The sequence below is a fragment of the Variovorax sp. Root411 genome (assembly GCF_001425205.1).
In the GTDB taxonomy this organism is placed as follows: Bacteria; Pseudomonadota; Gammaproteobacteria; order Burkholderiales; family Burkholderiaceae_C; genus Variovorax.
Genome location: NZ_LMDW01000016.1, coordinates 418,215 through 442,667, shown reverse-complemented (window position 1 = coordinate 442,667; position 24,453 = coordinate 418,215). Strand labels below are relative to the sequence as shown.

At 65.7% G+C, this 24,453-nt stretch carries 27 protein-coding genes; 11 read left to right on the top strand and 16 right to left on the bottom strand.

Translation table 11 applies throughout. The features are described 5' to 3' along the window. Window positions 1-19 precede the first annotated feature (19 nt). From ASC92_RS18690 to ASC92_RS18680, 3 genes are read left to right on the top strand one after another with little or no spacing between them, the layout of a single operon-like run. Complete coding sequence (locus tag ASC92_RS18690) at window positions 20-826, top strand: TatD family hydrolase (protein ID WP_056518513.1); 807 nt, start codon at window positions 20-22, stop codon at window positions 824-826. Further along, entirely contained in the window at window positions 823-1,503 is a 681-nt protein-coding gene (locus ASC92_RS18685; RefSeq protein ID WP_056518512.1) for an ankyrin repeat domain-containing protein, read from the top strand. The genes ASC92_RS18690 and ASC92_RS18685 overlap by 4 nt, the downstream gene beginning before the upstream one ends. A gap of 14 nt (window positions 1,504-1,517) precedes the next feature. Beyond that, window positions 1,518-1,709, top strand: a complete 192-nt coding sequence (locus tag ASC92_RS18680) for a DUF4124 domain-containing protein (protein ID WP_235505888.1) — start codon at window positions 1,518-1,520, stop codon at window positions 1,707-1,709. Window positions 1,710-1,877: 168 nt separating this feature from the next. Here ASC92_RS18680 and ASC92_RS18675 read toward each other — a convergent pair whose 3' ends face one another. From ASC92_RS18675 to ASC92_RS18665, 3 genes are read right to left on the bottom strand one after another with little or no spacing between them, the layout of a single operon-like run. Next, a complete protein-coding gene (locus tag ASC92_RS18675; RefSeq protein WP_056518510.1) occupies window positions 1,878-2,123 on the bottom strand; it encodes a hypothetical protein in 246 nt (81 codons plus the stop codon). A 12-nt stretch (window positions 2,124-2,135) separates the two neighbouring features. After that, window positions 2,136-3,641: a S8 family peptidase gene (locus ASC92_RS18670; protein ID WP_056518509.1), complete on the bottom strand. Its 1,506-nt coding sequence runs from the start codon at window positions 3,639-3,641 to the stop codon at window positions 2,136-2,138. Window positions 3,642-3,669: 28 nt separating this feature from the next. Next, window positions 3,670-4,362, bottom strand: coding sequence for a GntR family transcriptional regulator (locus tag ASC92_RS18665; protein ID WP_056518508.1), 693 nt, complete (start codon window positions 4,360-4,362; stop codon window positions 3,670-3,672). A gap of 93 nt (window positions 4,363-4,455) precedes the next feature. Between ASC92_RS18665 and araD the strand changes: the two genes are divergently transcribed. The 8 genes from araD to ASC92_RS18625 all read left to right on the top strand — a co-directional run bounded on the left by araD (window position 4,456) and on the right by ASC92_RS18625 (window position 13,722). After that, window positions 4,456-6,183: an L-arabinonate dehydratase gene (araD, locus tag ASC92_RS18660; RefSeq protein ID WP_056518507.1), complete on the top strand. Its 1,728-nt coding sequence runs from the start codon at window positions 4,456-4,458 to the stop codon at window positions 6,181-6,183. A 47-nt stretch (window positions 6,184-6,230) separates the two neighbouring features. Then, window positions 6,231-6,941 (top strand): ribonuclease activity regulator RraA, encoded by a 711-nt coding sequence (locus ASC92_RS18655; protein WP_056518506.1) that lies wholly within the window; start codon window positions 6,231-6,233, stop codon window positions 6,939-6,941. A gap of 39 nt (window positions 6,942-6,980) precedes the next feature. Next, window positions 6,981-7,961 (top strand): Bug family tripartite tricarboxylate transporter substrate binding protein, encoded by a 981-nt coding sequence (locus ASC92_RS18650; RefSeq protein WP_056518505.1) that lies wholly within the window; start codon window positions 6,981-6,983, stop codon window positions 7,959-7,961. A 173-nt stretch (window positions 7,962-8,134) separates the two neighbouring features. After that, the gene (locus ASC92_RS18645; protein ID WP_056518504.1) at window positions 8,135-8,968 is read left to right on the top strand and encodes a DUF6502 family protein; all 834 of its coding nucleotides are present in this window, start codon (window positions 8,135-8,137) and stop codon (window positions 8,966-8,968) included. Further along, the gene (locus ASC92_RS18640; protein WP_056518503.1) at window positions 8,965-10,323 is read left to right on the top strand and encodes a DUF5666 domain-containing protein; all 1,359 of its coding nucleotides are present in this window, start codon (window positions 8,965-8,967) and stop codon (window positions 10,321-10,323) included. Before ASC92_RS18645 ends, ASC92_RS18640 begins: the two co-directional genes overlap by 4 nt. Before the next feature lie 284 nt (window positions 10,324-10,607). Next, a complete protein-coding gene (locus ASC92_RS18635) occupies window positions 10,608-11,084 on the top strand; it encodes a hypothetical protein (RefSeq protein ID WP_056518502.1) in 477 nt (158 codons plus the stop codon). A 237-nt stretch (window positions 11,085-11,321) separates the two neighbouring features. Next, on the top strand, window positions 11,322-13,004 hold the full coding sequence (locus tag ASC92_RS18630) for a sensor histidine kinase (RefSeq protein WP_056518501.1): 1,683 nt from the start codon (window positions 11,322-11,324) through the stop codon (window positions 13,002-13,004). Between the two features lie 25 nt (window positions 13,005-13,029). Continuing rightward, window positions 13,030-13,722, top strand: coding sequence for a response regulator (locus ASC92_RS18625; protein WP_056518500.1), 693 nt, complete (start codon window positions 13,030-13,032; stop codon window positions 13,720-13,722). Window positions 13,723-13,753: 31 nt separating this feature from the next. Here ASC92_RS18625 and ASC92_RS18620 read toward each other — a convergent pair whose 3' ends face one another. From ASC92_RS18620 to ASC92_RS18560, 13 genes are all read right to left on the bottom strand, one after another. Further along, the gene (locus tag ASC92_RS18620) at window positions 13,754-14,665 is read right to left on the bottom strand and encodes a type II secretion system F family protein (protein WP_056518499.1); all 912 of its coding nucleotides are present in this window, start codon (window positions 14,663-14,665) and stop codon (window positions 13,754-13,756) included. 12 nt (window positions 14,666-14,677) lie between these two features. Beyond that, complete coding sequence (locus tag ASC92_RS18615; protein WP_056518498.1) at window positions 14,678-15,670, bottom strand: type II secretion system F family protein; 993 nt, start codon at window positions 15,668-15,670, stop codon at window positions 14,678-14,680. A 10-nt stretch (window positions 15,671-15,680) separates the two neighbouring features. Further along, window positions 15,681-17,045 (bottom strand): CpaF family protein, encoded by a 1,365-nt coding sequence (locus ASC92_RS18610; protein ID WP_056518497.1) that lies wholly within the window; start codon window positions 17,043-17,045, stop codon window positions 15,681-15,683. A 36-nt stretch (window positions 17,046-17,081) separates the two neighbouring features. Then, window positions 17,082-18,233 (bottom strand): AAA family ATPase, encoded by a 1,152-nt coding sequence (locus ASC92_RS18605; protein WP_056518496.1) that lies wholly within the window; start codon window positions 18,231-18,233, stop codon window positions 17,082-17,084. 19 nt (window positions 18,234-18,252) lie between these two features. Next, window positions 18,253-18,681, bottom strand: a complete 429-nt coding sequence (locus ASC92_RS18600; RefSeq protein WP_056518495.1) for a TadE/TadG family type IV pilus assembly protein — start codon at window positions 18,679-18,681, stop codon at window positions 18,253-18,255. Then, a complete protein-coding gene (locus tag ASC92_RS18595) occupies window positions 18,678-19,136 on the bottom strand; it encodes a TadE/TadG family type IV pilus assembly protein (protein WP_056519129.1) in 459 nt (152 codons plus the stop codon). The genes ASC92_RS18600 and ASC92_RS18595 overlap by 4 nt, the downstream gene beginning before the upstream one ends. A 10-nt stretch (window positions 19,137-19,146) precedes the next feature. After that, the gene (locus ASC92_RS18590; protein ID WP_056518494.1) at window positions 19,147-20,370 is read right to left on the bottom strand and encodes a pilus assembly protein TadG-related protein; all 1,224 of its coding nucleotides are present in this window, start codon (window positions 20,368-20,370) and stop codon (window positions 19,147-19,149) included. A gap of 122 nt (window positions 20,371-20,492) precedes the next feature. Continuing rightward, the gene (locus tag ASC92_RS18585) at window positions 20,493-20,672 is read right to left on the bottom strand and encodes a Flp family type IVb pilin (RefSeq protein WP_056518493.1); all 180 of its coding nucleotides are present in this window, start codon (window positions 20,670-20,672) and stop codon (window positions 20,493-20,495) included. Between the two features lie 107 nt (window positions 20,673-20,779). Continuing rightward, entirely contained in the window at window positions 20,780-20,989 is a 210-nt protein-coding gene (locus ASC92_RS18580) for a Flp family type IVb pilin (RefSeq protein ID WP_056518492.1), read from the bottom strand. A 139-nt stretch (window positions 20,990-21,128) separates the two neighbouring features. Then, window positions 21,129-21,410: a hypothetical protein gene (locus tag ASC92_RS18575; protein ID WP_056518491.1), complete on the bottom strand. Its 282-nt coding sequence runs from the start codon at window positions 21,408-21,410 to the stop codon at window positions 21,129-21,131. An 11-nt stretch (window positions 21,411-21,421) separates the two neighbouring features. Then, complete coding sequence (locus ASC92_RS18570) at window positions 21,422-22,897, bottom strand: type II and III secretion system protein family protein (protein WP_414820418.1); 1,476 nt, start codon at window positions 22,895-22,897, stop codon at window positions 21,422-21,424. Between the two features lie 73 nt (window positions 22,898-22,970). Next, complete coding sequence (gene cpaB / locus ASC92_RS18565) at window positions 22,971-23,816, bottom strand: Flp pilus assembly protein CpaB (protein WP_056518489.1); 846 nt, start codon at window positions 23,814-23,816, stop codon at window positions 22,971-22,973. Window positions 23,817-23,860: 44 nt separating this feature from the next. Then, window positions 23,861-24,445, bottom strand: coding sequence for a prepilin peptidase (locus ASC92_RS18560; RefSeq protein ID WP_056518488.1), 585 nt, complete (start codon window positions 24,443-24,445; stop codon window positions 23,861-23,863). Between the last annotated feature and the right edge of the window lie 8 nt (window positions 24,446-24,453).

Below are 24,453 nucleotides of genomic sequence, written 5' to 3'. Positions count from 1 at the left end.
GCGAACTTCACCATTTCCGATGTTCACCGATTCCCACTGCCACCTCACGTTCACCGAGTTCGCGGACCAGATGCCGCAGATCCGCGCCGCCATGGCCGCCGCGCAGGTCGACCGGGCGCTTTGCATCTGCACCAAGCTTGAAGAGTTCGACGACGTGCAGGCGCTGGCCGCCAGCTACGACAACTTTTGGGCCAGCGTCGGCGTGCATCCCGACAACGAGGACATCGCCGAGCCCAGCGTCGAAGACCTGGTGCGGCTGTCGGCCCGGCCCCGCGTGGTCGCCATCGGCGAGACCGGCCTCGACTACTACCAGATGGAGGAACGCAAGGGCGGACGCAGCATCTCCGACATGGAATGGCAGCGCGACCGCTTTCGCGTGCACATCCGCGCTGCTCAACAGACCCGCAAGCCGCTGATCATCCACACCCGCGAGGCCTCGGCCGATACGCTGGCGATCCTCAAGGAGGAGGGCGAGGACGGCGCCGGCAAGGCGGCCGGCGGCGTGTTCCATTGCTTCACCGAAACCGCCGAGGTGGCCCGCGCGGCGCTCGACCTGGGTTTCTACATCTCGTTCTCCGGCATCCTGACCTTCAAGAAGGCCCAGGATCTGCGCGACGTAGCCGCTTTCGTGCCGCTGGACCGCATGCTGATCGAGACCGACAGCCCTTATCTGGCGCCCGTGCCGTACCGCGGCAAGACCAACAATCCGTCGTACGTGCCGTTCGTGGCACAGCAGATCGCCGAACTGCGAAAGATGCCCGTGGAGGCCATCGCCAAGGCCACGAGCGACAACTTCGAAGCACTGTTCAGGGGCGTCAAATCATGAAAAACTACATTAAGAAATCGCTGTACCTCATTGTCATTGCTGCATCTTTTTCAGTGCATGCCGGCTCCTTCGAAGACTTCTTCCGGGCCGTGCGTGGCGACAATGCCAGCAGCGTGCGCACTCTGCTGCAGCGCGGTTTCGATCCGAACACGCGCGACGAGCACGGCCAGACGGGTTTGCTGATCGCGCTGCGCGAGCCGTCGCCGAAAGTCATCCAGGTGCTGATCGAGTCACCTCAGACCAATGTGGACCTGGCCAACGCCAAGGACGAGACCCCGCTGATGCTGGCCGCGATCAAGGGCCAGCAGGACCTGGTCACGCAACTGCTGAAGCGTGATGCCGCGGTCAACAAGACGGGCTGGACGCCGCTGCACTACGCCGCGACCAGCGGTCAGTTGACCATCATGAAGGTGCTGCTCGACAACTACGCATTCATCGACGCGCAATCGCCCAATGGCAGCACGCCGCTGATGATGGCTGCGATGTACGGCTCCAGCGAGGCGGTGAAACTGCTGCTGGCCGAGGGCGCGGATACGACGATGAAGAACCAGCTGGGCATGACGGCCGTCGACTTTGCGAACAAGGCGAACCGCCCGGAAGCGGCGTCGTTGATCACTGCGGCGGCGGCAGCCAAAGCCAATGCGCCCAAGGCGATCCCGAAGGACGGCAAATGGTGAGGCCGGCGGGCGCCATGTTGCTGGCGTTTGGACTGATGGGTTTCGTGTCCGGCGCGATGGCACAGCATTCGATCTACAAGTGCGTCCAGGGCGACAAGGTTGCTTATTCGAACGAGCCATGCACCGACGCGAAGAAGATCGAGGTCAAGCAGACGAAGGGCGTGAACTACGAAGGCCGGGGTTCGGGGAGCGCGCTGAAGCGTTGATGCCGGCTGGGGGGCCTCGTTGCGTTCATCTGAAACAAACACAATGTGCATTATGTTAAATGACATGAGCACGATCCGGATGCGCGTCCACTGCGTTGAGACATCAAACGAACAGGCACAAAAAAGCCCGGTACCCCGGGCTCTCTCTCTTCTCTGCTCACCTCAGCGCTATGCAGCTCGTCGAATCCGTCGATGCGGAGGTGCGACGCTTGCGCTGCGCTCCGGTGAAAAGGTCCAGTTCTTGTTCTGCCTGACGACGGAAGCGACCTTGGCCTCGTCACCGTCCACGAGGATCGTGCCCGGCAGCCGGTCCACCACCTTTGCAGCCTTGACCTTGAGCGCGGACATGAGCGTGCGCTCCTCCTGCTGCGAAGGATCGCTGGCACCTTGGTAGAGAAGAACGAAGCGGCTCATGTGAAATTCATGCTACATCAAAACACCAGCCCCTTCAAACCGCGCCCCGAAGCCCAGCAGCCTCGCGGTCCTGAGGGCCAGCTTGATGATGGCGTCCGAGCGTTTCTGGTCTCGGTCCATGTTCAGGATCCTGGTATTTCTTGCCAGCACCCGCGCCAAGGCTCCGGTGGCCACCGGACACGCCATGGACGTGCCATCCATGACCGCGTAGCCGCCTGGGTAGGTTGAAACGATGCCCACGCCAGGGCCGGTCAGCTGGACCTCGTGGCCCACGTTGCTGAACGCGGCGACGAAGTTCCTCGCATCGATCCCGAAGGGGCTGGCGACCTCCAGGTCCTGCGCCGCTGCCGCCGGCCAGGTGCCTTTTTGTCCGAAGGCGCTCACGCCCAGCACCTGGCTGTAGCGCCCGGGATAGTTGACCGGCCCGCGGTAATCGTTGCCGGTGGCTGCCAGGCAGACAACGCCCAAAGCCCGCGCGCGCTGGATTTCACGCAGCACCTCGGGGATATCGGCCGCAGCCCCGAGCGACAGGTTGATCAGGTCGCAGCCATCGTCGACGGCCTGCCGGATGCCCTTGGCGATGTTGAACGAAAGCGCGGTTTCCTTCCCCTTGCCGAAAACGCGATAAGCATGAAGGTCGGCACCGGGCGCCACGCCGCGCACGCCGCTGCCGGGTTGTCCACGCCCGGCAATGATTCCGGCCACGTGCGTTCCATGGCCCATGAGATCCGTGTAGGAGGTTGCCGGCTCGCCCTTGACCACGTTCATGCCCTTGGCGATGCGCAGGTCCCTGTGCTTGCTCACCCCGGTGTCCACCACGGCCACCTTGACGCCCTGCCCGTCCGTGTCCCCTCCTTCGAAACCCAGATGGCCGCGGCAGTCCTGGGTCGCCAGATCGATCGGCGTGCAGGAGAGCGTCACCGATCCGGCCGATGGATCGATCTGCAGCGCATAGGCGGGCCAATAGCCCGAGGGAACGAAGGCTTCCAGCACCTCCAGCATTCCCGTGCCAGACGGAAACATCAGCCTGGCAATGCCCTTGGCGTTGGTCTTGCTGCTGGCACCGACCCGGTTGGCGCGATCCGTGAGCCCGACCACGTCCACGTTTTCCAGGGCAGCACCCGATACGGTGTCCACCACCTTGACTTCGAGCGCCAGCCTGGGGCCCGCCGTCATGCCCAGCGTCGTGACGAGCCTGAAGCGCTGCAACCACAAGGGCTCCAGTTCCTCGACCGGCACCATCCGCAAGCCGGGCTCGGCCTGCTGCAGGGCCATGCGCTGCGCCTCATCCATGGACACCAGCACCGTGTCCCTGGGCGCCACCTCGTCCACAAGGTCCACGTGCAAACCGGCGCGCAGCGAAGACAGCGATACGCGCGAGCGCGAACTGGCGTTCAGATGGCGGCTTGCCGAGCGCAGGAAGGTCTGGCTGCCGCCAGGGTTCTCCACGTTGAAAATGTTGACGTTCGGAAGAATCACGAACAGCGACTTCGCCGGATTCTTGCTGTCGGTCGTCATGAGGCAATCTCCTTGCGAATGGTTCTGATCAGGACGTGGCCACGTAGTCCGGGTATTGCCGGCAGATCTCGTCCACCGCGCTGAGCGTGCCAGACAGGTGCTTGCGCAACGCTGTTTGCGCAGCCACCGGGTCCTTCGCCTCGATACCGCGGACGATGGCGCGGTGATCGCGCAGGATCCCCTCGGTCTTGCCGGCGGTGGGCAGGTGCAGGCGGCGCAGCCGGTCAACGTGGCCCGAGACGCGCCCCACCAATTCCCACAGGCTGGCGACGCCACCGGCTTCGTACATCAGACGATGAAACGCGTGATCGGCGCCGACAAAGTCGCCATAGCGCTGCGCGGTCGACAACGCCGCCTGCTGCGCGATGATGGCTTTCATCTGCTCGACCAGCCCTGCTGGCGCCTCCATCGCGAGCTGGTGCACCAGCTCCAGCTCGATCGAGCGGCGCAGAAAGTGCGCCTCTCGCGCCGCCGCAATGTCGATGCGGCTGACCAACGTGGCGTGTTGCGGGAACACGTCCACCAGCCCTTCTTCGTTGAGCCGCAGCAGCGCCTCGCGCACCGGCGTCTGGCTCACGCCGAAGCGGTCGGCCAGTTCCTGCCGCGCCAACACCGTGCCCGGCACCAAGTCCAGCGAGAGGATGGCATCGCGCAGCTTCTCCGTCACCTGCGGCGCGGCGAGGCGGGTGCGGTCGAGTCGAAATTTGGGGAGGGCACTCATCGGGCCGGATTGTGGCATTGACGTACTAATATATTAGTGTTTTAATCCCGCCGACATTGCCCCGCCGCGCCTCGCGCCCACAGAGACAACCCAATGAAACGCCCTTACGAATCCCTGCGCAGCGCACGCTGGTTCGCACCCGACGACTTTCGCTCCTTCGGCCACCGCTCGCGCGTGCTGCAGATGGGCTACAGCCATGCCGACTGGATGGGCAAGCCGCTCATCGCCATCGTCAACACCTGGAGCGACGCCAACCAGTGCCACTCGCACTTCAAGCAGCGCGTCGATGATGTCAAGCGCGGCATCTTCCAGGCAGGCGGCTTCCCGCTCGAACTGCCGGCCATCTCGCTCTCGGAAAGCATGGTCAAGCCCACCACCATGCTCTATCGCAACTTCCTCGCGATGGAAACGGAAGAGCTGCTGCGCAGCCACCCGGTGGATGGCGCGGTGCTCATGGGCGGCTGCGACAAGACCACGCCCGGCCTCACGATGGGCGCGATCAGCATGGACATCCCGTTCATCTACCTGCCGGCCGGCCCCATGCTGCGCGGCAACTGGAAGGGCAAGGTGCTGGGCTCTGGCTCCGACGCCTTCAAGTTCTGGGACGAGCGCCGCGCCGGGCGGCTGAGCGACCAGGCCTGGGCGGAGATGGAAGCCGGCATCGCCCGCAGCCACGGCACCTGCATGACCATGGGCACCGCGGCCACCATGATGGGCATTGCCGAAGCGGTGGGCCTGACCTTGCCGGGCGCCTCCAGCATTCCAGCGGCCGACGCCAACCACATCCGCATGAGCGCCGACTGCGGCCGCCGCATCGTCGACATGGTGTGGGAAGACCTGACGCCCGCGAAGCTGCTCAGTCGCGCCAGCTTCGAGAACGGCATCGCCTGCGCGATGGCCATGGGCTGCAGCACCAACGCCATCGTGCACCTGATCGCGATGTCGCGCCGCGCCGGCCATGCGGTGAGCCTGGACGCCTTCGACGACTTCAGCCGCCGCGTGCCCGTCATCGCCAACATCCGCCCCAGCGGCGACGCCTACCTGATGGAAGACTTCTTCTACGCCGGCGGCCTGCCCGCGATGCTGGAACGCATCCGCGGCCACCTGAAGACCGAAGCCCTGACGGTCAACGGCCGCACCCTCGGCGAGAACATCGCAGGCGCCGAGGTCTACAACGACGATGTCATCCGGCCGCTCGCCAACCCCATCTATGCCGAAGGCGCGCTGGCCGTGCTGCGCGGCAACCTCGCGCCCGACGGTGTGGTGATCAAGCCCAGCGCCTGCGCACCGCACCTGCTGCAGCACACCGGCCGCGCACTGGTGTTCGACGACTATCCGTCGCTCAAGAAAGCGGTCGACGACCCCGAGCTCGACGTGACGGCCGACGACATCCTGGTGCTGCGCAACGCGGGCCCGCGCGGCGCCGGCATGCCCGAATGGGGCATGCTGCCCATCCCCACCAAGCTGCTCAAGCAAGGCGTGACAGACATGCTGCGCCTGTCCGACGCGCGCATGAGCGGCACCAGCTACGGCGGCTGCCTGCTGCACTGCTCGCCCGAAGCGGCCATCGGCGGCCCGCTGGCGCTGGTGAAGACCGGCGACCGCATCACCGTGGACGTGCCCGCGCGGCGCATCCACCTCGACGTCGGCGACGAGGAACTGGCCCGCCGCAAGGCCGCGTGGACGCCGCCGCCGCCGCGCTACGAGCGTGGCTACGGCTGGATGTTCGGCCGCCACATCAAGCAGGCCAACGAGGGCTGCGACTTCGACTTCCTCGAAACCAGCTTCGGCAAGCCCGTGCCCGAGCCCGACATCTTCTGATCCGCCCGCCCTCCCCCTTTTTTTCTTTTCGAGAACGGAGACAACACGTGAATCCCGCCACCCGCGAACTGCTCATGAAGGTGAGCACCGCCACCCTGTGCACCGCCCTGTTCAAGCGCGGCCTGCGCAACCAGTTCATCCAGGATGTGCGGCCGCTCGATCCCGGCCTGCCCAACATGGTGGGCGAGGCCTTCACGCTGCGCTACATGCCCGCACGCGAAGACCTGAACCCGATCAGCGTGTTCCTCGACCGCAACCATCCGCAGCGCCAGGCGGTGGAGCAATGCCCCGAGGGCGCCGTGCTGGTGATCGACAGCCGAAAGGACGCGCGCGCCGCCTCGGCCGGCGGCATCCTCGTCACGCGGCTGATGAAGCGCGGCGTGGCCGGCGTGGTGACCGACGGGGGCTTCCGCGACAGCCCCGACATCGCCAAGCTGGGCTTTCCGGCCTACCACCATCGCCCCAGCGCGCCGACCAATCTCACGCTGCACCAGGCCATCGACATCAACGTGCCCATCGGCTGCGGCGATGCGCCGGTGTTCCCGGGCGACGTGATCGTGGGCGATGCCGAAGGCGTGATCGTCATTCCCGCCCACATGGCCGACGAGATCGCCGCCGAAGCAACCGAGATGACCGCCTTCGAAGACTTCGTACAGGAGCAAGTGCTCGAAGGCCGTTCCATCCTCGGCCTGTACCCGCCTACCGAAGAGCGCAGCCGCGCCGACTTCGCGGCCTGGCGCAGCGCCCGGGGCCGCTGAGGCCCATTCTTTTTTTCCATTCCCGAGGAGACAAAAACCATGCGATTCATCCATGGCGCCGCGGCGCTGTTCCTGGCTGCGCTTGCCCCCGTGGCCACCTGGGCCCAGGCCTCCGATTGGCCGGCCGCCAAGCCGATCGTCTACGTCGTACCCTTCACCGCCGGTGGTTCCACCGACATCGTGGCGCGCACGCTGGCCCAGAAGCTGGGCGACAGCCTCAAGCAGTCGGTGGTGGTCGACAACAAGCCCGGCCAGGCCGGCGGCATCGGCGCGGCCTACGTCGCGAAGGCGAAGCCCGACGGCTACACGCTGCTGGGCGGCACCATCAGCACGCACGCCATCAACGCGAGCCTGTACAAGAATCTGCCCTACGACCCGATGAAGGACTTCGAGCCCGTCTCGCTGGTCGCACGCCTGCCCAACGTGCTGATCGTCAACAGCCAGCTCGGCGTGAACTCGGTGGCCGAACTGGTGGCGCTGCTGAAGAAAGACGAGAGCAAGCGCACCTTTGCCTCCTCCGGCGCCGGCACCTCCACCCACCTGGCCGGCGAGATGTTCGGCGACCTCATCGGCGTGAAGCTCACCCACGTGCCGTACAAGGGCACGCCGCCGGCCATGACCGACGTAGCCGCTGGGCTGGTGCCCTTCATGTTCGACCAGGTGACAGCCGCACTGCCGCTGGTGAAGAGCGGCAAGCTCAAGCTGCTGGCCGTGACCACGGGCAAGCGCATCGCCCTGGCGCCCGAGCTGCCAACCATGATCGAGTCGGGCATTCCCGGCTTCGAGATGTCGTCGTGGCAGGCCGTGTACGCGCCCAAGGGCACGCCCAAGCCGATCGTCCAGCGCCTGAACGCCGAGATCGTCAAGGCGCTCAAACAGCCTGATGTGCAGGCCCGGCTCTCGGACCAGTTGGCGATGGAGATCGTGGGCAGCACGCCGGAAGAACTGCGCGATCACATGGCCAGGGAAATTCCGCGCTGGGCCGCGCTGGTGAAGAAGTCGGGCGCTGTGGCGGACTGACCGCCCTCTGCCTTCGGCCCGCCGTTCAGTAAAACGAATCCAGATCGGCTAAAAGTGGTCCAAAGCTTTCACACCGGTGCTGTTGCGCAGGACAATAGCGTGATATCCGTGGTCGGCGGCCAGCGCCGCCGCACCTTTTTGAACCGCACCCTCAGGAATAAACGCTCCCCTCAATGGAACACCGGCTGGACTGGGCCCTTGCAGCCTGCGCTCGCATTCTTCGTCCGGTGGTCCGGCTGGCCCTCGCCATGGGGGTCAAGCACCCCCACCTCGAGGAACTGCTGCGCGACCTGCTGATCGAGGAAGCGCAGCGAACCTGGCGCAGCCAGGGGGTGCCCAAGCCCAATCTGAGCCAGTTGTCCGTCACGACCGGCCTGAACCGCAAGGCGGTGACCGCCAAGGTCCGCGCCACGGTCGACCCCCTGCCCCACACCGAGTTGTCGGCCGCGGCCAAGACTTTCACGTTGTGGCTGCAGATGCTGACCCAGGACGACTCCTTCCGGCGCCTGCCCATCACCACCGGCAATGCCGTCCCCTCGTTCGAGGCAGTGGCGCGCATGAGCAGCCGCGGCAACGTGCACCATCGCACCATCCTCGACGAACTGGTGCGCCTGAACATGGTGACCGAGGACGAAGGCGTGGTCGAACTCACGACCGACGGCTTCGTGCCTGTGCAAAACCTCCAGTCGATGCTCGCCTTCCTCGGTGACAACGGCCGCGACCATCTGCTGGCCGCCGTTTCCAACACGCTGGGCGAGGAGCCCAGGATGCTCGAGCGCGCGGTGTACGCGCGCGGGCTCACGCTGCAGGAATGCGAGCAGATCCAGCGCCTCGCGCGGGAGCGCTGGGCGACCCTGCACCACGAACTGGCGCAGGAAATGACGCGGGCGGTCGACAGCGCCCCCGCCGATGCCAAGGCGCGCATCCGCGTCGGCATCTACACCTATTACGAAGACGAGAGTGCGCCCGTGCCGCCCCGTCCCCCTGAAAGCGAGCCCAAGCCATGAGCACCATCAAGACACCCCGCCGGCTCATGCTCGGTCTTTTGTTCACCGGCCTTGTGGCCCTGCTGCTGTCCTGCGGCGGGGGTGGAGGCGACGGCAGCGGCGGCGGCTCCGTGGCGGGTGTTGGCAGCGGTGCGGCCGGCACGGTGCCGGCCGGCGGTGCAGGAGACGCGGCCGCTGGAACCGGCACAGGCTCCACGGGCGACGCAGGCGGCACAGGCGGCACAGGCGACACAAGCACCGCCAGCAACGGCAGCACCGACGGCTCCGGCGTGGGGTCGGGCGGCACCGGCGTGACTGCCGACGCCGCCGGCATCGGCGCGGCGGACGGCCTGGGCAGCATCATCCTCAACGGGTTGCGCTACGACACCGACAGCGCCGCCATCACCATCGAGGACGCCACCGAACTGCAGATCGGCATCAGCGCGCGCGTCGCCGGCAAGGTCGACGCGGACTTCACCAGCGGCGTCGCCACCCAGGTCGTGTCGGCCGCGGAACTGCGCGGTGCGGCCTCGGGCATCGACATCCTGGGCGGCAGCTTCGTCGTGATGGGCACCACCGTGAGCATCGACACGGCCACCGTCTGGGCCGACGCGAGCGGGCTGTCCGACGTCACCGCGGGCAGCATCGTGCAGGTGTGGGGCCTGCCCAGTGCGCCGGGTACCCTGCGCGCCACGCGCATCCAGGTCACTCCAACCCTGACCGCCCCCCTGGTCACGGGCACCGTGGAGAACCTCGACAGCACGCGCAAGACCTTCACGCTCGGCCAACTGACGGTCGACTTCAGCGCGGCTGCCTTTGCTGGCCTGGATGCATCGTCGCTCGCCAACGGGACCATCGTGCGCGTCCGGGGCGCCACCGCGCCGTTCGCGAACCTGCTCGTGGCCACGAAGGTGGAGGGCTGGTATGCCATCCCGGTGAGCAATGGCATCGCTGTCCAGCTGGCGGGCGTCATCACCAACTTCGCATCGCGCGGCTCGTTCAAGGTTCTGGGCACGCCGGTCGATGCGACCAACGCGCTGATCACGGGTGGGCCCGTGGGCTCGCTCGGCAATGGCGTGAAGGTCGAGGTCGATGGCTTCATGTCCGTCGGCGTGCTCGTGGTGAAGAAGCTGCGCATCCGCAACATCCCGGGCACCGGTGGTCCGGCCTCGTTCACGCTGATCGGCGCCATCGGCACGTACAACTCGCCCGCCGATTTCAGGGTTCGAGGCCAGCCCGTGGATGCCAGCGGATCCGGCACCGTCTTCGAGAACGGCACCGCCTCGAACCTGGCCAACGGCCAGCGCGTGACCGTCGTAGGAGACCGCGTGGTCAACGGTGTGCTGATCGCACAGCGAGTGACGTTCACGCCCTGAGGCGCCGGACGCCCGCAATAGCCGGGCGCACTCTTCCCGATTAACTGCCGTGGGCTCGCCCGCTATCGACAAGGCCGGGCGGAAGGAGTACAACAAAATAATTAAAGTGAAAAAATCACATTTAAGGCGCCAATGGCCCTCCCACGTCGTGACGACCGGCATCCATGCCTCCGCGGCTCTCAGCCGACGGCACCGTCACGCGCCCTGACGGGCCTCCCGGGAGACGGCGCAACCGAGGTGCTTCGACGTCTCGATATGCACACCAGGTGCAGATAGGAGCATGTATGCCGCTCACCCTCCTCCTTCGGCTTCTTCACGAGAGATTTCCGGTGACGCTCACGGCCGAGCCGGACATCAGGCACGCCGCGGTTCTGCTGGCGACCGGACTTGTCGAAGCCGAATTCCATCTGGATGACCTCGGCTACCAGAAGTACGAGAGTGCCGTGGTGTTCACCATCACGGACGAAGGGCACGCGGAGATCGCCGGCCTTCGCTCCAGCCGCGCTGCACCGGCCGACAGTCCGAAGTGGCCTCTCATGCCGCTCGATTACCTGCGCAAGATCGGAAACTCGGACTTCCCATTGCGCACCGACGATCCGGCCGAAATCAACTCGGTGGCCGTGCTGAATGCAGCTGGCATGGTGGAAGCCACGCTACCCCCGCCCTGCCGCGCCCGGCAGACCCAGCAGAAGTTCAGGCAGGCGGTCATCCTGCGGGTGACTCCCTTGGGGCAGACAGCGCTGGTCGCGCGGCGGACCTGAATCCGCGCGCTCGACAATGGCTTGGCTGTTTTGCATGGGAGGGGTACCTGCAACCAGCGCGTGTTCTTGCCGATCGGTGGAGGGGCTCCCTCGACAGTGGCCGGAAAACCTTTCCAGATTCGAAATTGCAACTCAACGTAACAAACGTTACGTTGTAGCTAAAGGTATCAATTTATATTGTCTTCGACTACGAAAGTAGTAATGTGAAACCTTCACACACATCGCTTTCCTCTCCCCATGCCTACCCGCCCCACAGCCCCCGAGGTCGACGCGAGCGTCGCCGCGGATGCGCTCATGGTGGCCCGCATGCGCCTCGTGCTGTCTTTTGCGGCGCTGCTGGCTGTCGCCGTAGACGCGGGTGACCACCGGCAGCATGTTTCCGGCGCCGTCTGGCTGGCCTTTTCCGGTTACATCCTGCACAGCCTGCTGGTGTACGGGTGCACCCGCATGGGCCGCCCGTATTTCCAGGGCAAGGCCATTCATTGGTCCGACGTGCTGTGGTTTACGCTGATCGTCTCCGTGACCGATGGCGTCCAGAGCCTTTTCTTCCTGTTCTATTTCTTCGCGATCCTGACGTCTTCGTTCCGCTGGGGCTTCGAGGAAGGCGCCCGCGTAACGATTGCATCGGTCGCCTCTTTTGCCGCCTGCGGCCTCGCCACCGGCACGGGCGACGACACGCCGCAGTTGCTGATGCGCGCGACGTTCCTGCTGGCCCTGGGGCACATGATCGTGCACTGGGGCGGCTCCAAGCTGGCCTTGCAGCGGCGCCTCGCGCTCCTGGGCGATGTCAGCCAGCTGTCCAACCCGCGGTTCGGCGCGGGCCGCACCATCGCCCGCACGATGGAAAAGACGCTGGCCTTCTTCCGGGCGAGCCACTGCATCCTCCTGACGCGCGACACCTCCACCGGCGACTGGATCCTGCGCACGCTGCGCAAGAACGACGCCTGCGAACACGTCAGCGTCGAGACGATCGGCCGCATCGCCGAATCGCCGCTCATGGCGCTGGCGCCGGACCTCACCGTGGTCAGCAACCGCCTGCCCTGGCCCCTGAGCCGCCTGTGGCCACAAAGCCATGCCTTCGAAGCCGGCGCGAACGGCTGGCGCGTCGAGGACGAGGAAGGCACGCAGCGCTGCGCCGCCGTGGCCGCCATGCTGGAGGCCCGCGGCTTCATCAGCGCCCCGTTGCCGATGCGGCTCGGCGAGGGCCGGGTCTTCGTGTCGTCCGTCGACGGGCTGTTCAACAAATCCGACGCGCTGTTCCTGTCACACCTCATGGAGCAGATCTTCCCGGTCATCGAGACCATCGAGGTGCTCGACCGGATGGCCTCCGAAGCCGCCTCGGCGGAGCGCCTGAAGATCGCGCTGGACCTGCACGACACGGCCGTGCAGCCCTACATCGGCCTGCGGATGGGCCTGTGCGCACTGCTCAAGAAGGCCACCGCCGACAACCCGCTGCGCGAGGATCTCGACAAGCTCGCGAGCGTGGCCGACGGCGTGATTGCCGACCTGCGCCGCTATGCCGGCGCGGTCAAGCACGGCGCGAACAGCCCCTGCGGGCTGGTGCTGCCCCACCTGCATCGCCAGGCCGCGCGCATCAAGGGGCTGTACGGCATAGAGATCGCCGTCGCCGTCGACGGCCAGGTCCTGCTGGACGACCGCATGACCGCGGAAGTCCTGCAAATGGTCGGCGAAGGGCTGAACAACATCTGCAAGCACACCCACGCGCACCACGGCAGCATCCGCCTCGGCTGCAAGAACGGGCGGCTGCACCTGCGCATCGAGAACGAAGCCTGCGAAGAGGGTTTCACGAAATTCCGCCCCCGTTCCATCACCGAACGCGCCACCGCCCTCGGCGGGCGGGCGCAGGTTCGCCAGTGCATCAGCGGCGGCACCGCGGTGGTGGTGGAAATTCCCATCTGAAAAAAGACAAGACCAGGAGCAAGTCATGCAACCAGCTGCCCATTCCATCGGCGTTCTGCTCGTTGACGACCACCAGACGATGCTGTGGGGTCTGTCAAGGCTGATCGACGGGGAACAACCGCGCATGAAGGTGGTCGGCACCGCCAGCAGCTGCGAAGACGCCGTGGCAACGGCGGCAAGCCTCGCGCCCGACGTCGTCGTGCTCGACCTGGACCTCGACGGCCATTGCGCCATCGACATCCTGCCCAAACTCCTGTCGAACGAGGTGTCGCGCGTCTTCGTGCTCACCGCAGAGCGCGAACAGCGCACGCTCGACCTTGCCGTGCTGCACGGCGCGCGCGGCGTCATGCGCAAGGACGCTTCGGCACAGCAAGTGCTCGAGACCATCGAACGCGTCTACAACGGCGAGCTTTGCGTCGATCCGCAGACCATGGGCCGCGTCTTCTCCGAGCTGACCTCGGCGAAGAAGCCGCCGAAGGCCGACCCCGAAGCCGCCAGGCTGGCCAGCCTGACCCAGAAGGAGCGCGAGATCATCCGCATCGTCGTGGCGGGCAGCGGCGCCTCGAACAAGGCGCTGGCCTCAAAGCTCTTCGTCACCGAGCACACGCTGCGCAACCATCTCACCTCGATCTACCAGAAGCTCGGCGTGACGAACCGCCTCGAGCTGTACATCCACGCGGTGAAGCATCAGCTCGACGCGGCGGCTGTCGCGCACTGAGCCGCCGCCGCGCCGGGTTGCCCCCCGGCACTCAAGACCCGCTCAACATCGGCCCGATCATCCGGATGATGCGGATGACCGCTGGCGTGAGGATGACCATCGAGATGCAGGGGAAAATGCACAGCACCAGCGGGACCAGCATCTTGGTCGGCACCTTGGCCGCCAGTTCTTCCGCGCGCACCTGCCGCTTGTGGCGCAGGTCCTCGGAGAACACGCGCAGCGACTCACCGATGCTGGTGCCGAAGCGGTCCGACTGGGCCAGCATGGTCGCGAAGGTGCCAATCTCCTCCACGCCTGTGCGCAGCGCCAGGTTGCGCAGCGACTTCTCGCGCGTGCTGCCGGCGCGCATTTCGAGGTTGGTCCAGTGCAGTTCCTGTGCAAGGGCCGCGCTCTTGACCTGGATTTCCTCCGTAACCTTGGTCAGGCCGGCGTCCAGGCCTAGCCCGGCCTCGACGCACACGAGCATCAGGTCGGCGGCATCGGGAAAGTTCTCGAATATCTCGCGGCGGCGCGCGCGGATGAGCAGGCGCAGCACCAGGTTGGGCAGGTAGCAGCCGGTCAGCGCCGCCACCGCGAGCCACAGCATCATCACCGTGTCGTCCGCCGCACCCGCCGTCCGCATTCCCAGGAACGCGAGCGCGGCAAAGCCCAGCGGCAGCAGCGTCTTCATGCCGAAGTAGACGAGATAGGCGTCCGGGTAGCGGATGCCGGCGTTCAGGAATCGCACGCGCAGCGGTGACAAGGCGGCATCGCCGGTGGGCGATGACAACTGTGCGAAGGGACCGACGAGCCGAACGGCGGTTTCGGTCCAGGCCGACTTGCCGGCCGACGGCGCCATCGCCTGCAGGCGCTGCTCGGTGCGCGTTGGAGACAACCAGGCCGCCAGGCCGACGATGGCCAGCGACACGGCGAGGAAGACGAGGATGGGAAACAGCATGGTCATGGCTCTTCTCCTTCAGACGCGAATCTTCACGATCTTGCGCAGGATCACGATGCCCACGAGCATCAGTGCCAGCATGTACTTGACGACCGTCTGCCCGATCGGGTCCGTCCACAGCGGTGCCATGAATTCGGGGTTGAACATGTTCATGAGCCCGCCCAGGGCGAAGGGCATGAGGCCCAGGATCCAGGCCGACAGGCGCCCTTCGGACGACAGCACCCGCACCCGCGCGAGCAGCTTGAGCCGGTCGCGGATGAGGCGGCTCAGGTTGCTCAGCACCTCCGTCAGGTTGCCGCCGGAGTCGCGCTGTATCAAAACCGCCACCACGAAGTAGCGCAGGTCGGTGAGCGGCACTCGCTCGCTGAGATTGGTCAGCGCCTGCTGCAGCGAGACGCCGAAGTTGACCTCGTCGGCAACCATGCGGAACTCGCTGGCGATCGGGTCGGCCATTTCATCGCCGATCATCTGCACGCCGCTCGCGAACGAGTGCCCGGCGCGCAAGGCGCGCGTCACCAGGTCCAGCGCTTCAGGAAGCTGCTTCTCCATGCGGGTCAGCCTGCGGTTGCGTTGGCGCTGCAGGTAGATCGCCGGAAGCATCGCCGCGCCGATACCGGCGACGAGCGCCAGCAGCGCTGACTGGCGAGCCATCCACATCGTCGCGAAGAACACGAGCACGCCGAGCACGCCGCACGCCAGCAGGAAGCTGGAGACCGTCCAGTCCAGCCCCGCCTGCAGGATGAAGCGGTCCAGCCGGTGCGCCCGCGGCAACGTCAGCAACATGCGCTGCATCCACGGCACCTCGCTGAGCATGCGCTCCTTGGCCAGGTGGGCCTGCGACGTGCGGTCGATTGCCGCGGAAAACGCCTGCAGCCGCTTCTCGATCTTGCGCGCCTCGGGCCCCTTGTAGGCGCGCCACAACAGGTACAGGCCCTCGATCATCATCAGCACGGTCACGAAGACCAGCACGGTGACGGTGATGAGCGCATTGCCGCCCAGGTTGTTGAACATGACCGTCTCCTTATTCGTAGTGCTTGCCCGGCTCGAACATGGTGTCGGGCAGATCGACGCCGTAGGCATGCAGCCGCTCCGCGAACTTCGGCCTGACGCCCGTAGCCTGGAAATGGCCGCGCACGTGGCCGTCGGGGCCCATGCCGGTCTGCTGGAAGGTAAATATCTCCTGCATGGTGACCACCTCGCCCTCCATGCCGGTGATCTCCTGGATGCTGGTGACCTTGCGCCGTCCGTCGACCAGCCGCAGAACCTGAACGACCACCGTGATGGCCGAGGCGATCTGCTGGCGCACGGTGCGGTGCGGCAGGTTCAGGTTCGCCATGCCGATCATGTTCTCCAGCCGCGCCAGCGCGTCGCGCGGCGTGTTGGCGTGGATGGTGGTCAGCGAGCCTTCGTGGCCGGTGTTCATCGCCTGCAGCATGTCGACTGCTTCTGCGCCGCGCACCTCGCCGATCACGATGCGGTCGGGCCGCATGCGCAGCGCGTTGCGCACCAGCGCGCGCTGCGTGATCTCGCCCTTGCCCTCGATGTTCATCGGCCGCGTCTCCATGCGCGCCACGTGCGGCTGCTGCAGCTGGAGCTCCGCGGCATCCTCGATGGTGATGATGCGTTCGGTCGGCGGAATGAACCCCGAGAGAATGTTCAGCAGCGTGGTCTTGCCCGCGCCCGTGCCGCCGGAGATGAGCATGTTGACCTTCGCCTGGGACAGCCCCTCGAGCATCTGCGCCATCGGCGGCGTCAGCGTCTTGAGCTCGTTCACGAGGTTCTCCATGCGCAGCGGAATCTTCGCGAAGCGCCGGATCGACATCATCGGCCCGTCGAGCGCCACCGGCGCAATAACCGCGTTGACGCGCGAACCGTCGGGCAGCCGCGCATCGACCATGGGGCTCGACTCGTCGATGCGCCGCCCCACCAGCGAGACGATCTTGTCGATGATGCGCAGCAGGTGCTTCTCGTCGGTGAAGCTCACGTTGGTCAGCTCCAGCCGGCCCCGCCGTTCGACATAAACCTTCTCGTGCGAATTGACCAGGATGTCCGAGACCGACGGGTCGGCCATCAGCAGTTCGATCGGTCCGAAGCCGAGCATCTCGTGCTGGATGTCGCGGATCAGCGTGCGGCGCTCGATGTCGTTGAGCGCCTCGGGCTCCTCCTGCAGCAGCCGTGCGACCATGGTCGAGATTTCCTGGCGCAGCACGTCGGGCTTCAGGGTTTCGAGCGCCGCGAGGTCGAAGCGGTCGAGCAGCTTCAGGTGCATGCGCTCCTTCAGCAGCTTGTAGGCGTCCGATGCAAAGGGCGAGGCGGTCAGGTCGGCGGCATGCGCCGCCTGCCCGGGGTCGGTCTCGACCGCATTGAGCTGTTCTCTGAATGACATGGGAACCTGCCTTGCTGTTGAAGAATGAATCGGAACTCAGGCGCGGCGGAAGAGCCGCCCGATGAAGCCGGGCGCCGCCTCCTGCCGCGGGCTGAGCGTGTGAGCGATTTCAGCGAGCCGCTTGGCGAGCGCGCTGCCGCGCGACATCTCCACCAGCGGCACGCCCTGGTTGATGGACGCATCCACCTCCTTGCCGCCATCCGGAACGATCGTGAGCGTTGCCCCGACCAGCGAGCGGCGCATGTCCGACAGCCCGATCTCCCCGCCCCCGGCGCTGCGGTTCACGAGCAATTCGACCTTGCCGGGCGCATAGCCGAGCGACTTGAACACCTGCATCAGGCGCGTCACGTTGCGGATGTGCGGCAGGCTCGGCTGCAGCACCGGAAAGATGCGGTCCGCGCGGTCCAGCACGCGGATTGCGAGCGTGTCGATGCGCGGGCCGAGGTCGAACAGAACGAAGTCGTACATCGTCAGTGCGACCTGCAGGATCGCATCGACGTGCTCGGCCTTGACGTCCATCGCTCGCGAGAGGTCGTCGGGTGCCGGCAGGATGCTGAAGCCCGGCGCCACGCGCACCACGCTGGCCGCGAGCAAAGAGGCGTCGAGGCGGCCGATGTCGCGCGCGACGTCCGCCATCGTGGAACTCGGGCGCATGTCGCTCACGTACGACAGCGCGTCGCCGAACTGCAGGTTCAGGTCGATCAGCAGTACCGAGCGCTCCCGCGAGAGTTGGTAGGCGATGTTGGTCGCGAGAAAGGTCGATCCGCTGCCGCCCTTGCAGGGCATGAATGCCACCACCTGGCCGGGGCTGCGTGCCTGCGTGCTGGCCATCTTGAGCGCGATGCGCTCGACGGCGGCCTCGAGCGCGGCGGTGTCGGAGGGCGACGGCAGCACTTCGCGCACCCCCGCGCGCATCGCATGGATCAGGAACTCTGGGGTCTGCATGGCGCACAGCAGCACCACCGCGATCGCCGGGTACTGCAGTGTGAGCTTCTCCACCAGCGCCAGCTCCTGAAGGTCGCAGCACATGCCGTCGACCAGCAGAAGGTCCGGAGCCGCCTTTTCGACGACCCCCTGCATGCGGCTCTTGCCGCCTTCGAACAGCGACACCTGATGGGAGCGCGCCTCGAGAACCTTGCGCATGTCCTGGAGATGGTTCGGATTGGGGGAGATGATGGCGATCTTCATGTTCGTGTCCAGTAAGTTGCTAGGAGCAGATGGCTACGCTGTTCGGGTCCTTGCGCATGACCTCGCGCGGCAGGTAGGTGGAGAACGCCGGCATCGGGATCAGCGGCGCCGCGGCCCCCACGATGGGAGAGATCCATTGATAGTTCAGCCCGGTGATGCTCACGGTGACGCCCTCGCAGGTCGATGCCGTGCAACCCGACGGGGCCCATGCCACCGACACGGTGTTGATCTGCGGCAGCAGCGCCTTCATGCGGGCGAGCACGAGTGCCTGCTGGCCCGTGTCGTCGCACACCACCGCATACCGAGCGCCCGCGCGCGTTGCCTCCTGGGCCGCGTTCCAGGTGAACAACATGCGAGAGAAATCCACGATGCCCAGAACGAGCATGAGGAAGATGAGCAGGCCCAGGGCGAATTCGACGGTGGTCGCGCCGTTGACATGGCGTCTCATGATGGAGCCCTCATGGTGGCGGTGATGTCGCTGAAGACGATGTTGCCGTTCGCATCGGCGAGGGCGACGCCCATCACCGAAGGAAACAGCGAACGGAAGGAGTAGCTGCTGACGCGCACCGTGACCGTGGTGATGATTGGGTTCGCCCCCGCCGACTGCCAGGTGCAGCAGCTGCTGGCCGGCACGTTCGACAGGCTCAGCCCGCGCGCCAGCGGCGAACCGGTACCGCCGGTGTTGCCGTACACGATCAGGTTGCGCGCCTCGGTAACGTGCGTGCCTTGCGTCTGTACCGACAGGTAGCGCACCGCGTCGCGGGTCGATTTGACGACCGCGTTGTATTCGTACATTGCGCGGCCGAACTCGGTGGTGATGAAGGTCAGCAGCAGCAGCAGCGGCATGATCAGCGCCAGCTCGATCAGCGCCGCGCCGTGCTGGTTGCGATGGGACTTTTTCATGATGCTCACCTCATCTCACCAGGACCGGAACCAGCGGGCCTGCCGCTCCGCCGGCCAGCCCGCTGGTGGTGCAGGGGCTGCTGGCAGCACCCGCGTTTCCGCGGAACTCCAGCCATGTGTCGCTCATCGGGATCTGTAGTGGCTGCAGCATCAGCATGCAGGCGTAGTCGACCACGTGGTTGCTGCCATCGATCACCGGCACCGTGACGATGCGCCGATCCAGACCGTATTGCTTGTGGCCTCCGGCGACGTTGCCAGCTGCGGCCAGCTTCTGGAAGCTGTTGAGCGAGAGCCCGGTGATCGTTTCGCAGTCCTTGACTTTGCCGGTTGCGGCGCAGGATGCGAAGGCAGCGCGCTTGGCAACGAAGTCGCCATAGGCATTGGACTGCGCGGGCCAATTGAGCGCGGTGTAGGCGTAGCCGGTGTAGTCGGGCCGCCCCACACTCGGATCGCCGCTGTTCTTGTAGATGCCAAAGCGCTGGTTCCAGACATCGGCCACCGAGGTCTGCACGCCGGGGGTGCCGAGCGTGTCGCCCACCTTGGTGCCGCAATGATTGCTGAGCTCGGATTCGGTTTCCGAGGCGCTGTTGCTACCGTCGAGGTTGGCCCAGCCGATCTCGCCGCCGGCAGATGCGTTCTGTGCCTGGATCAACTTCACCCAGTCGCCTACGTTGAGCCCGTAGTTCGGTGCAACGCCTCCGGCCTTCGGTTTGAGTGCGACGGGAATCGGGCAGGTGGTCTGCGCACTGGCACGGGTTGCGACCGCGCTGGCCGCGACACTGCCCGTCGCGGGATAGGCGGCGGCATTTCCGGAGAAGGCACCCATGGCCTTCATGAGCCAGATGACGATGTTGGGCTGAGTGTGGACGCACTGTGCGTATGTGGCGACCAGGGGATTGGTCGTAGGGGCAAAGGCCGCATCGCGGAAGGTGATATCGGCGAAGACGAGCTGGCCCTGCCCGCTCCAGGTGGCCGACTGCATGTTGACCCGGTTCGCGTTGCCGGCCGTCTGGCCGGCGCTCTGGGCGCGCGCAATTGCCGTGCCCTGCTTGTCGAGCTCGCGCGCTGCGCCCAGGGCGCAACTGTCCACGGCGGTCTGCAGTTCGGTCCTGACGACGAACAGGTGGCCGAAGTCCAATGCAATGCCCATGAAGCCCAGCATGAACAACATGAGCAGCGCGGCAGTGACGATCATCGCGCCACGCTGGCGGCGATGGGTGTGGATGGTTTTCATGATCGGTCTTCCTGCTGGGTGATGACCTCGGCTCGTTGTAGAGAAAACGCTACGAGAAAGCGGATGAAGGGGTGGAGCGAAGCGGGCCGGAGGGCCCACCCGCTCCCCTCCCCGAACGCTACTTAGACGCAGGGGCCCGGCCCGTTCAGGCACACGTTCAGGCGACTGATAAAGTTCGTAAAGGGCGCCCCGCTGGCGAGCAACTGCAGCGCAACAACCAGTGCGATGGAAACGACTGCGATGATCAGCGCGTACTCCACGACCTGAGCACCGCTTTCGTCTTTCAGGAATTTCTTGAACATGGTGATGACCTCGATTCGTTGTGGAAAAAGAGTCGGGTGGAAGCGGATGAACGAGGGGAACGAAGCGGGCCGGAGGCCCGGACCCCGCTCCCCTCCCCGAACGCCACTTACACGCAGGGCCCCGGCCCGTTCAGGCACACGTTGACGCGAGAGATGAAGTTCGTGAAGGTGGCCCCTGTGGTGAGTGCCCTCAATGCAATGACCAGCGCAATGGAGACGACCGCGATGATCAGCGCGTACTCGACGACCTGCGCGCCCTCTTCCTCGAGCATGAAACCGCGTGTCGATTGGCCGATGGCCTTGAGAAAATTCTTCATGGTTCTTTCCTTTCAAGGTTTGAACAGTTGGAAATCAGGTTTGAAAAATGACGTGGTAGGGAAGAAATTTCATTGCGATTCGTGGTGCTCTCCTTTCCATGTAAAGACTCTGTGGAACAAATCCGCGAAAGGCAGCCTGTCACTTCCCCGAGCCACCAATGCCGCCACCGATGTTGATGACATTGACCGCAGGCGGCGGCGCCTTGTACGACTCGTGGTACTGCACCATCGACTCCCTCGCCGAGCGGCCGTCCATGCCCACCACCGGATTGCCGTCCCTGCCTGCATCCGGATTGATCGTCATCCTCCTTTTCGCGTCGCGCACCGCATCGCCAAAGCGCGCGTCGTAGTTGGGTGTGACGTGGGAGCATCCGGTGCCCAGGAGCAGCGTCAGCGCGAGAGTGGTCGACTTGATGAACATGGTGTTGCTCCTCACTGAATATTGGGGGCCGGTGCGTCCGGTGCCGGGGTGGCGCTTTCGAGGCTGCCGTTCAGGTAGACCTCCGCACGGCTGGGAACGACGTGGTTGTCGGTTGGCAGGCGGGGCGACTCGACCAGCGGCCGGACCATGCGGGGCGTGATCACGAACATCAACTCGGTCTGGTCGTTCTGGAACTCGGTGCTGCGGAACAACGCTCCCATTACCGGCACTTCGCCCAATCCGGGGTAGCGCTTGATGGACTCCGTGACGTTGCTCTTGATGAGCCCTGCGATCACGAAGCTCTGCCCGTCGTTGAGCTGCACGGTGGTGTCGGCACGGCGCACCGTCAGCGAAGGCAGCACGGCAGTCACGCCGCCGATGGTGGTGAAAGGCGAACCGGTCTGCGACAGGTCCGACACCTCGGAAACCATCTTGAGGTTGACGCGGCCGCCGTTGAGCACGGTCGGGGTGAACTTGACCCCAATGCCGAACTCCTTTTCTTCCAGCGTGATGTTGGTGCCGCTGCCGCTAGCGGAACTCTGCGCCACCGGAATGAAGATCTTGCCGCCCGACAGGAAGCTGGCCTGCTGGCCGCTGATGGCCATGATGTTGGGCTCCGCCAGGATGCGCACCAGGCCGTCGTCCTTCTGGCCGTCGATGCCGATCGACGTGCGGCCGATTCTCAGCGCCTCGATCAGGCCGCCACCGCCGCTCAGGAAATTGGAGATCAGCGAATAGCTGTTGAGGCCACCGTTGCCGGAGCGGTTCAAGCCGACGCGCGCGCCCAGCCTGTCCAGCAGGGTCTTGCTGATCTCGGCGATCTTCACTTCGAGCATGACCTGCTGCGGCGCAGTAACGCGCAGCAGGTTCACAACCTTCTTGCCGTCGGCGCCATAGGCCGACGCAAGGCTCATCACGTCGTCGAGCTTGAGCGCATCGCTGATCTCGCCGGTGAGCACGATGGATCTCTCCGCGCTACGCACGCGGATGCGGCTTTCTTCCGGCATCAACTCGGCCAGCTTGGACTGCAGCGCTCCCGGATCGATGGTGACGAATACGTCCTTGATGTAGCAGGTGCCGTCCGCGCTCTGCAGCACGACGTTCATCGAGCCGGCCTGGCGGCCGCGGAAGAACAGGTCGGTCGGGCTCAGCAGCGTGACGTCGACATCGGCAACGCCGTCGCCGGCATTCGCAGCCATGGCCGGCGCGGGCTGCGCCATGGCCGTTGGCGCGGCGGCGGCGGCCGGTGCCCGGCTCGGGGGCTGCCCGCTGACCACGATGCGAACGACGCGGGCCTTCAGCGGAATGACCACCGACTTGCCGAGCACCGCCTGGGTAGGCTGGTCGTCCGGGATGATGGCGGTACAGCGCCGGGTGGTGGGCGCGGCCGCAGCCGAGGCTGCTGCCGGTGCCGCGACGGCGGCTGTGGCGCCTGCGGCGGCCGCAGGCATCGCGAGTTCGGCGGAGATGGCGGGGGCCGCCATCATCGTGAGTGCCGCCAGCAACCAGGCGGGGGTGGGAGAGAGATATTGCACTTGGTGTTCCTCCTGAAGGTTTGAATCAGAAGCAGGCGAGAGAGCGAACGGCGTTCTGGATCACTTCCACGCACTGGGATGCCGGCAACGTGACGGGGCCGGTGCGCGCCACATGCGGCCGGGCCGGCGGCGTCGCTGCCACCGTGGTGGCGATCGGCAGGATTTCCTTCTCGCCGAACAACTGGCCCTTGGTGATGCCGCCCGTTGCGACGGTGGTCTTGTCCATCTGGTTGCGCAGCACGAGCGACAGGGTTCCCACGCTGCGTGCCAGGTCGAGCTTTTCGGAATCCTCGAGCGAGAGCTCCAGCGTCACGGCGCTCACCACCTTCGGCTTGGTGTCGTCGCGATTGGCCTCCTGTGCAACCGCCAGCACCAGCACCTTCTCCAGCACGGTCTTGCTGATCTGGCTGGTCTGCTCGCTCTTGCCCTTGTCCTGCTGGGCGTTGACCATCACGTCGACGTAATTGCCCGGCAATGCGAAGCCGGCGACGCCGACCACGTCGTTGACGCGCACCGTCATGGCCCGCTTGCCGCTGGCGATCACCGCCGACAGCCCGCCCTGGGTGCCCACCGGCGCCAGCTTGCCTTCCATGATCGCCTCGCCGCGCAGCACGCCGACCTTCACCACGCGGTCGTTCAGCGCCTTGATGTCGCTGAACGTGCCGCTCGGCACAGAGCCGCTGGGCCAGTCGACCGTGGAGAGCATCTGCGCGTTGACGCGGCTGCCCAGTTCGATGTCGACGGCGGCCACGACCACCTTGTTGGAGGCGATCCCGCCTTGCCGCGATATCCACCCGGTCGCATAGACCGCGGCGGCCAGCCCTGTGAGCAAGGCCAGAAAGATCAGCCCGAGCGCCTTGATGTTCTTCATGTGAACCTCGCGTTGGATGAGAAATCAGTGAATGAATGAAAGGGCTAGACGTAGCCCAACTGGTGCGCAAGCACGTTGATCACCGTGCCCGCCGCAATGCAGATTCCGTAGGGCAGTTTTCCGACGGACTGCGCCGCCGGAATGTGCCCTGTGGGACGAATTCCCACGATGCTGGAGACCGCCATGCCCTGTGCCGCGGCCTTGACGTTGGCCAGCATGTGCCCGAGGCGGCGCCGATGGATCGCGAAGGCCAGGGCCACCACACCACCGACGATGAAGGTGCAGAGCACGGCCATCAGCGTCTGCTGGGGCCCGAGGAAGGCTCCTGCCATCGCCATCAGCTTGACGTCGCCGGCGCCCATGATCCCGATCACGTAGAACGTCAGCATCGCGCCGAAGCCGACGGCCAGTCCGCCGAATGCGCTCAGGGCGCCCACGGTGGGCGTGCGGGCCGCAAGCGTTCCGGCAATGAGCGCGAAGAGCGCGCCGCCGAAGGTCAGCCAGTTGGGGATGCGGTAGAAGCGCCAGTCGCTGACGGCGGCCACGCCGAGCAGCGCGAAGAGCACGAGCATGCGAACGTCGGTAACCAGCATCGCCAGCAGTTCGAGGACGGCGTTGAATTCCTGCATGGTGGGCT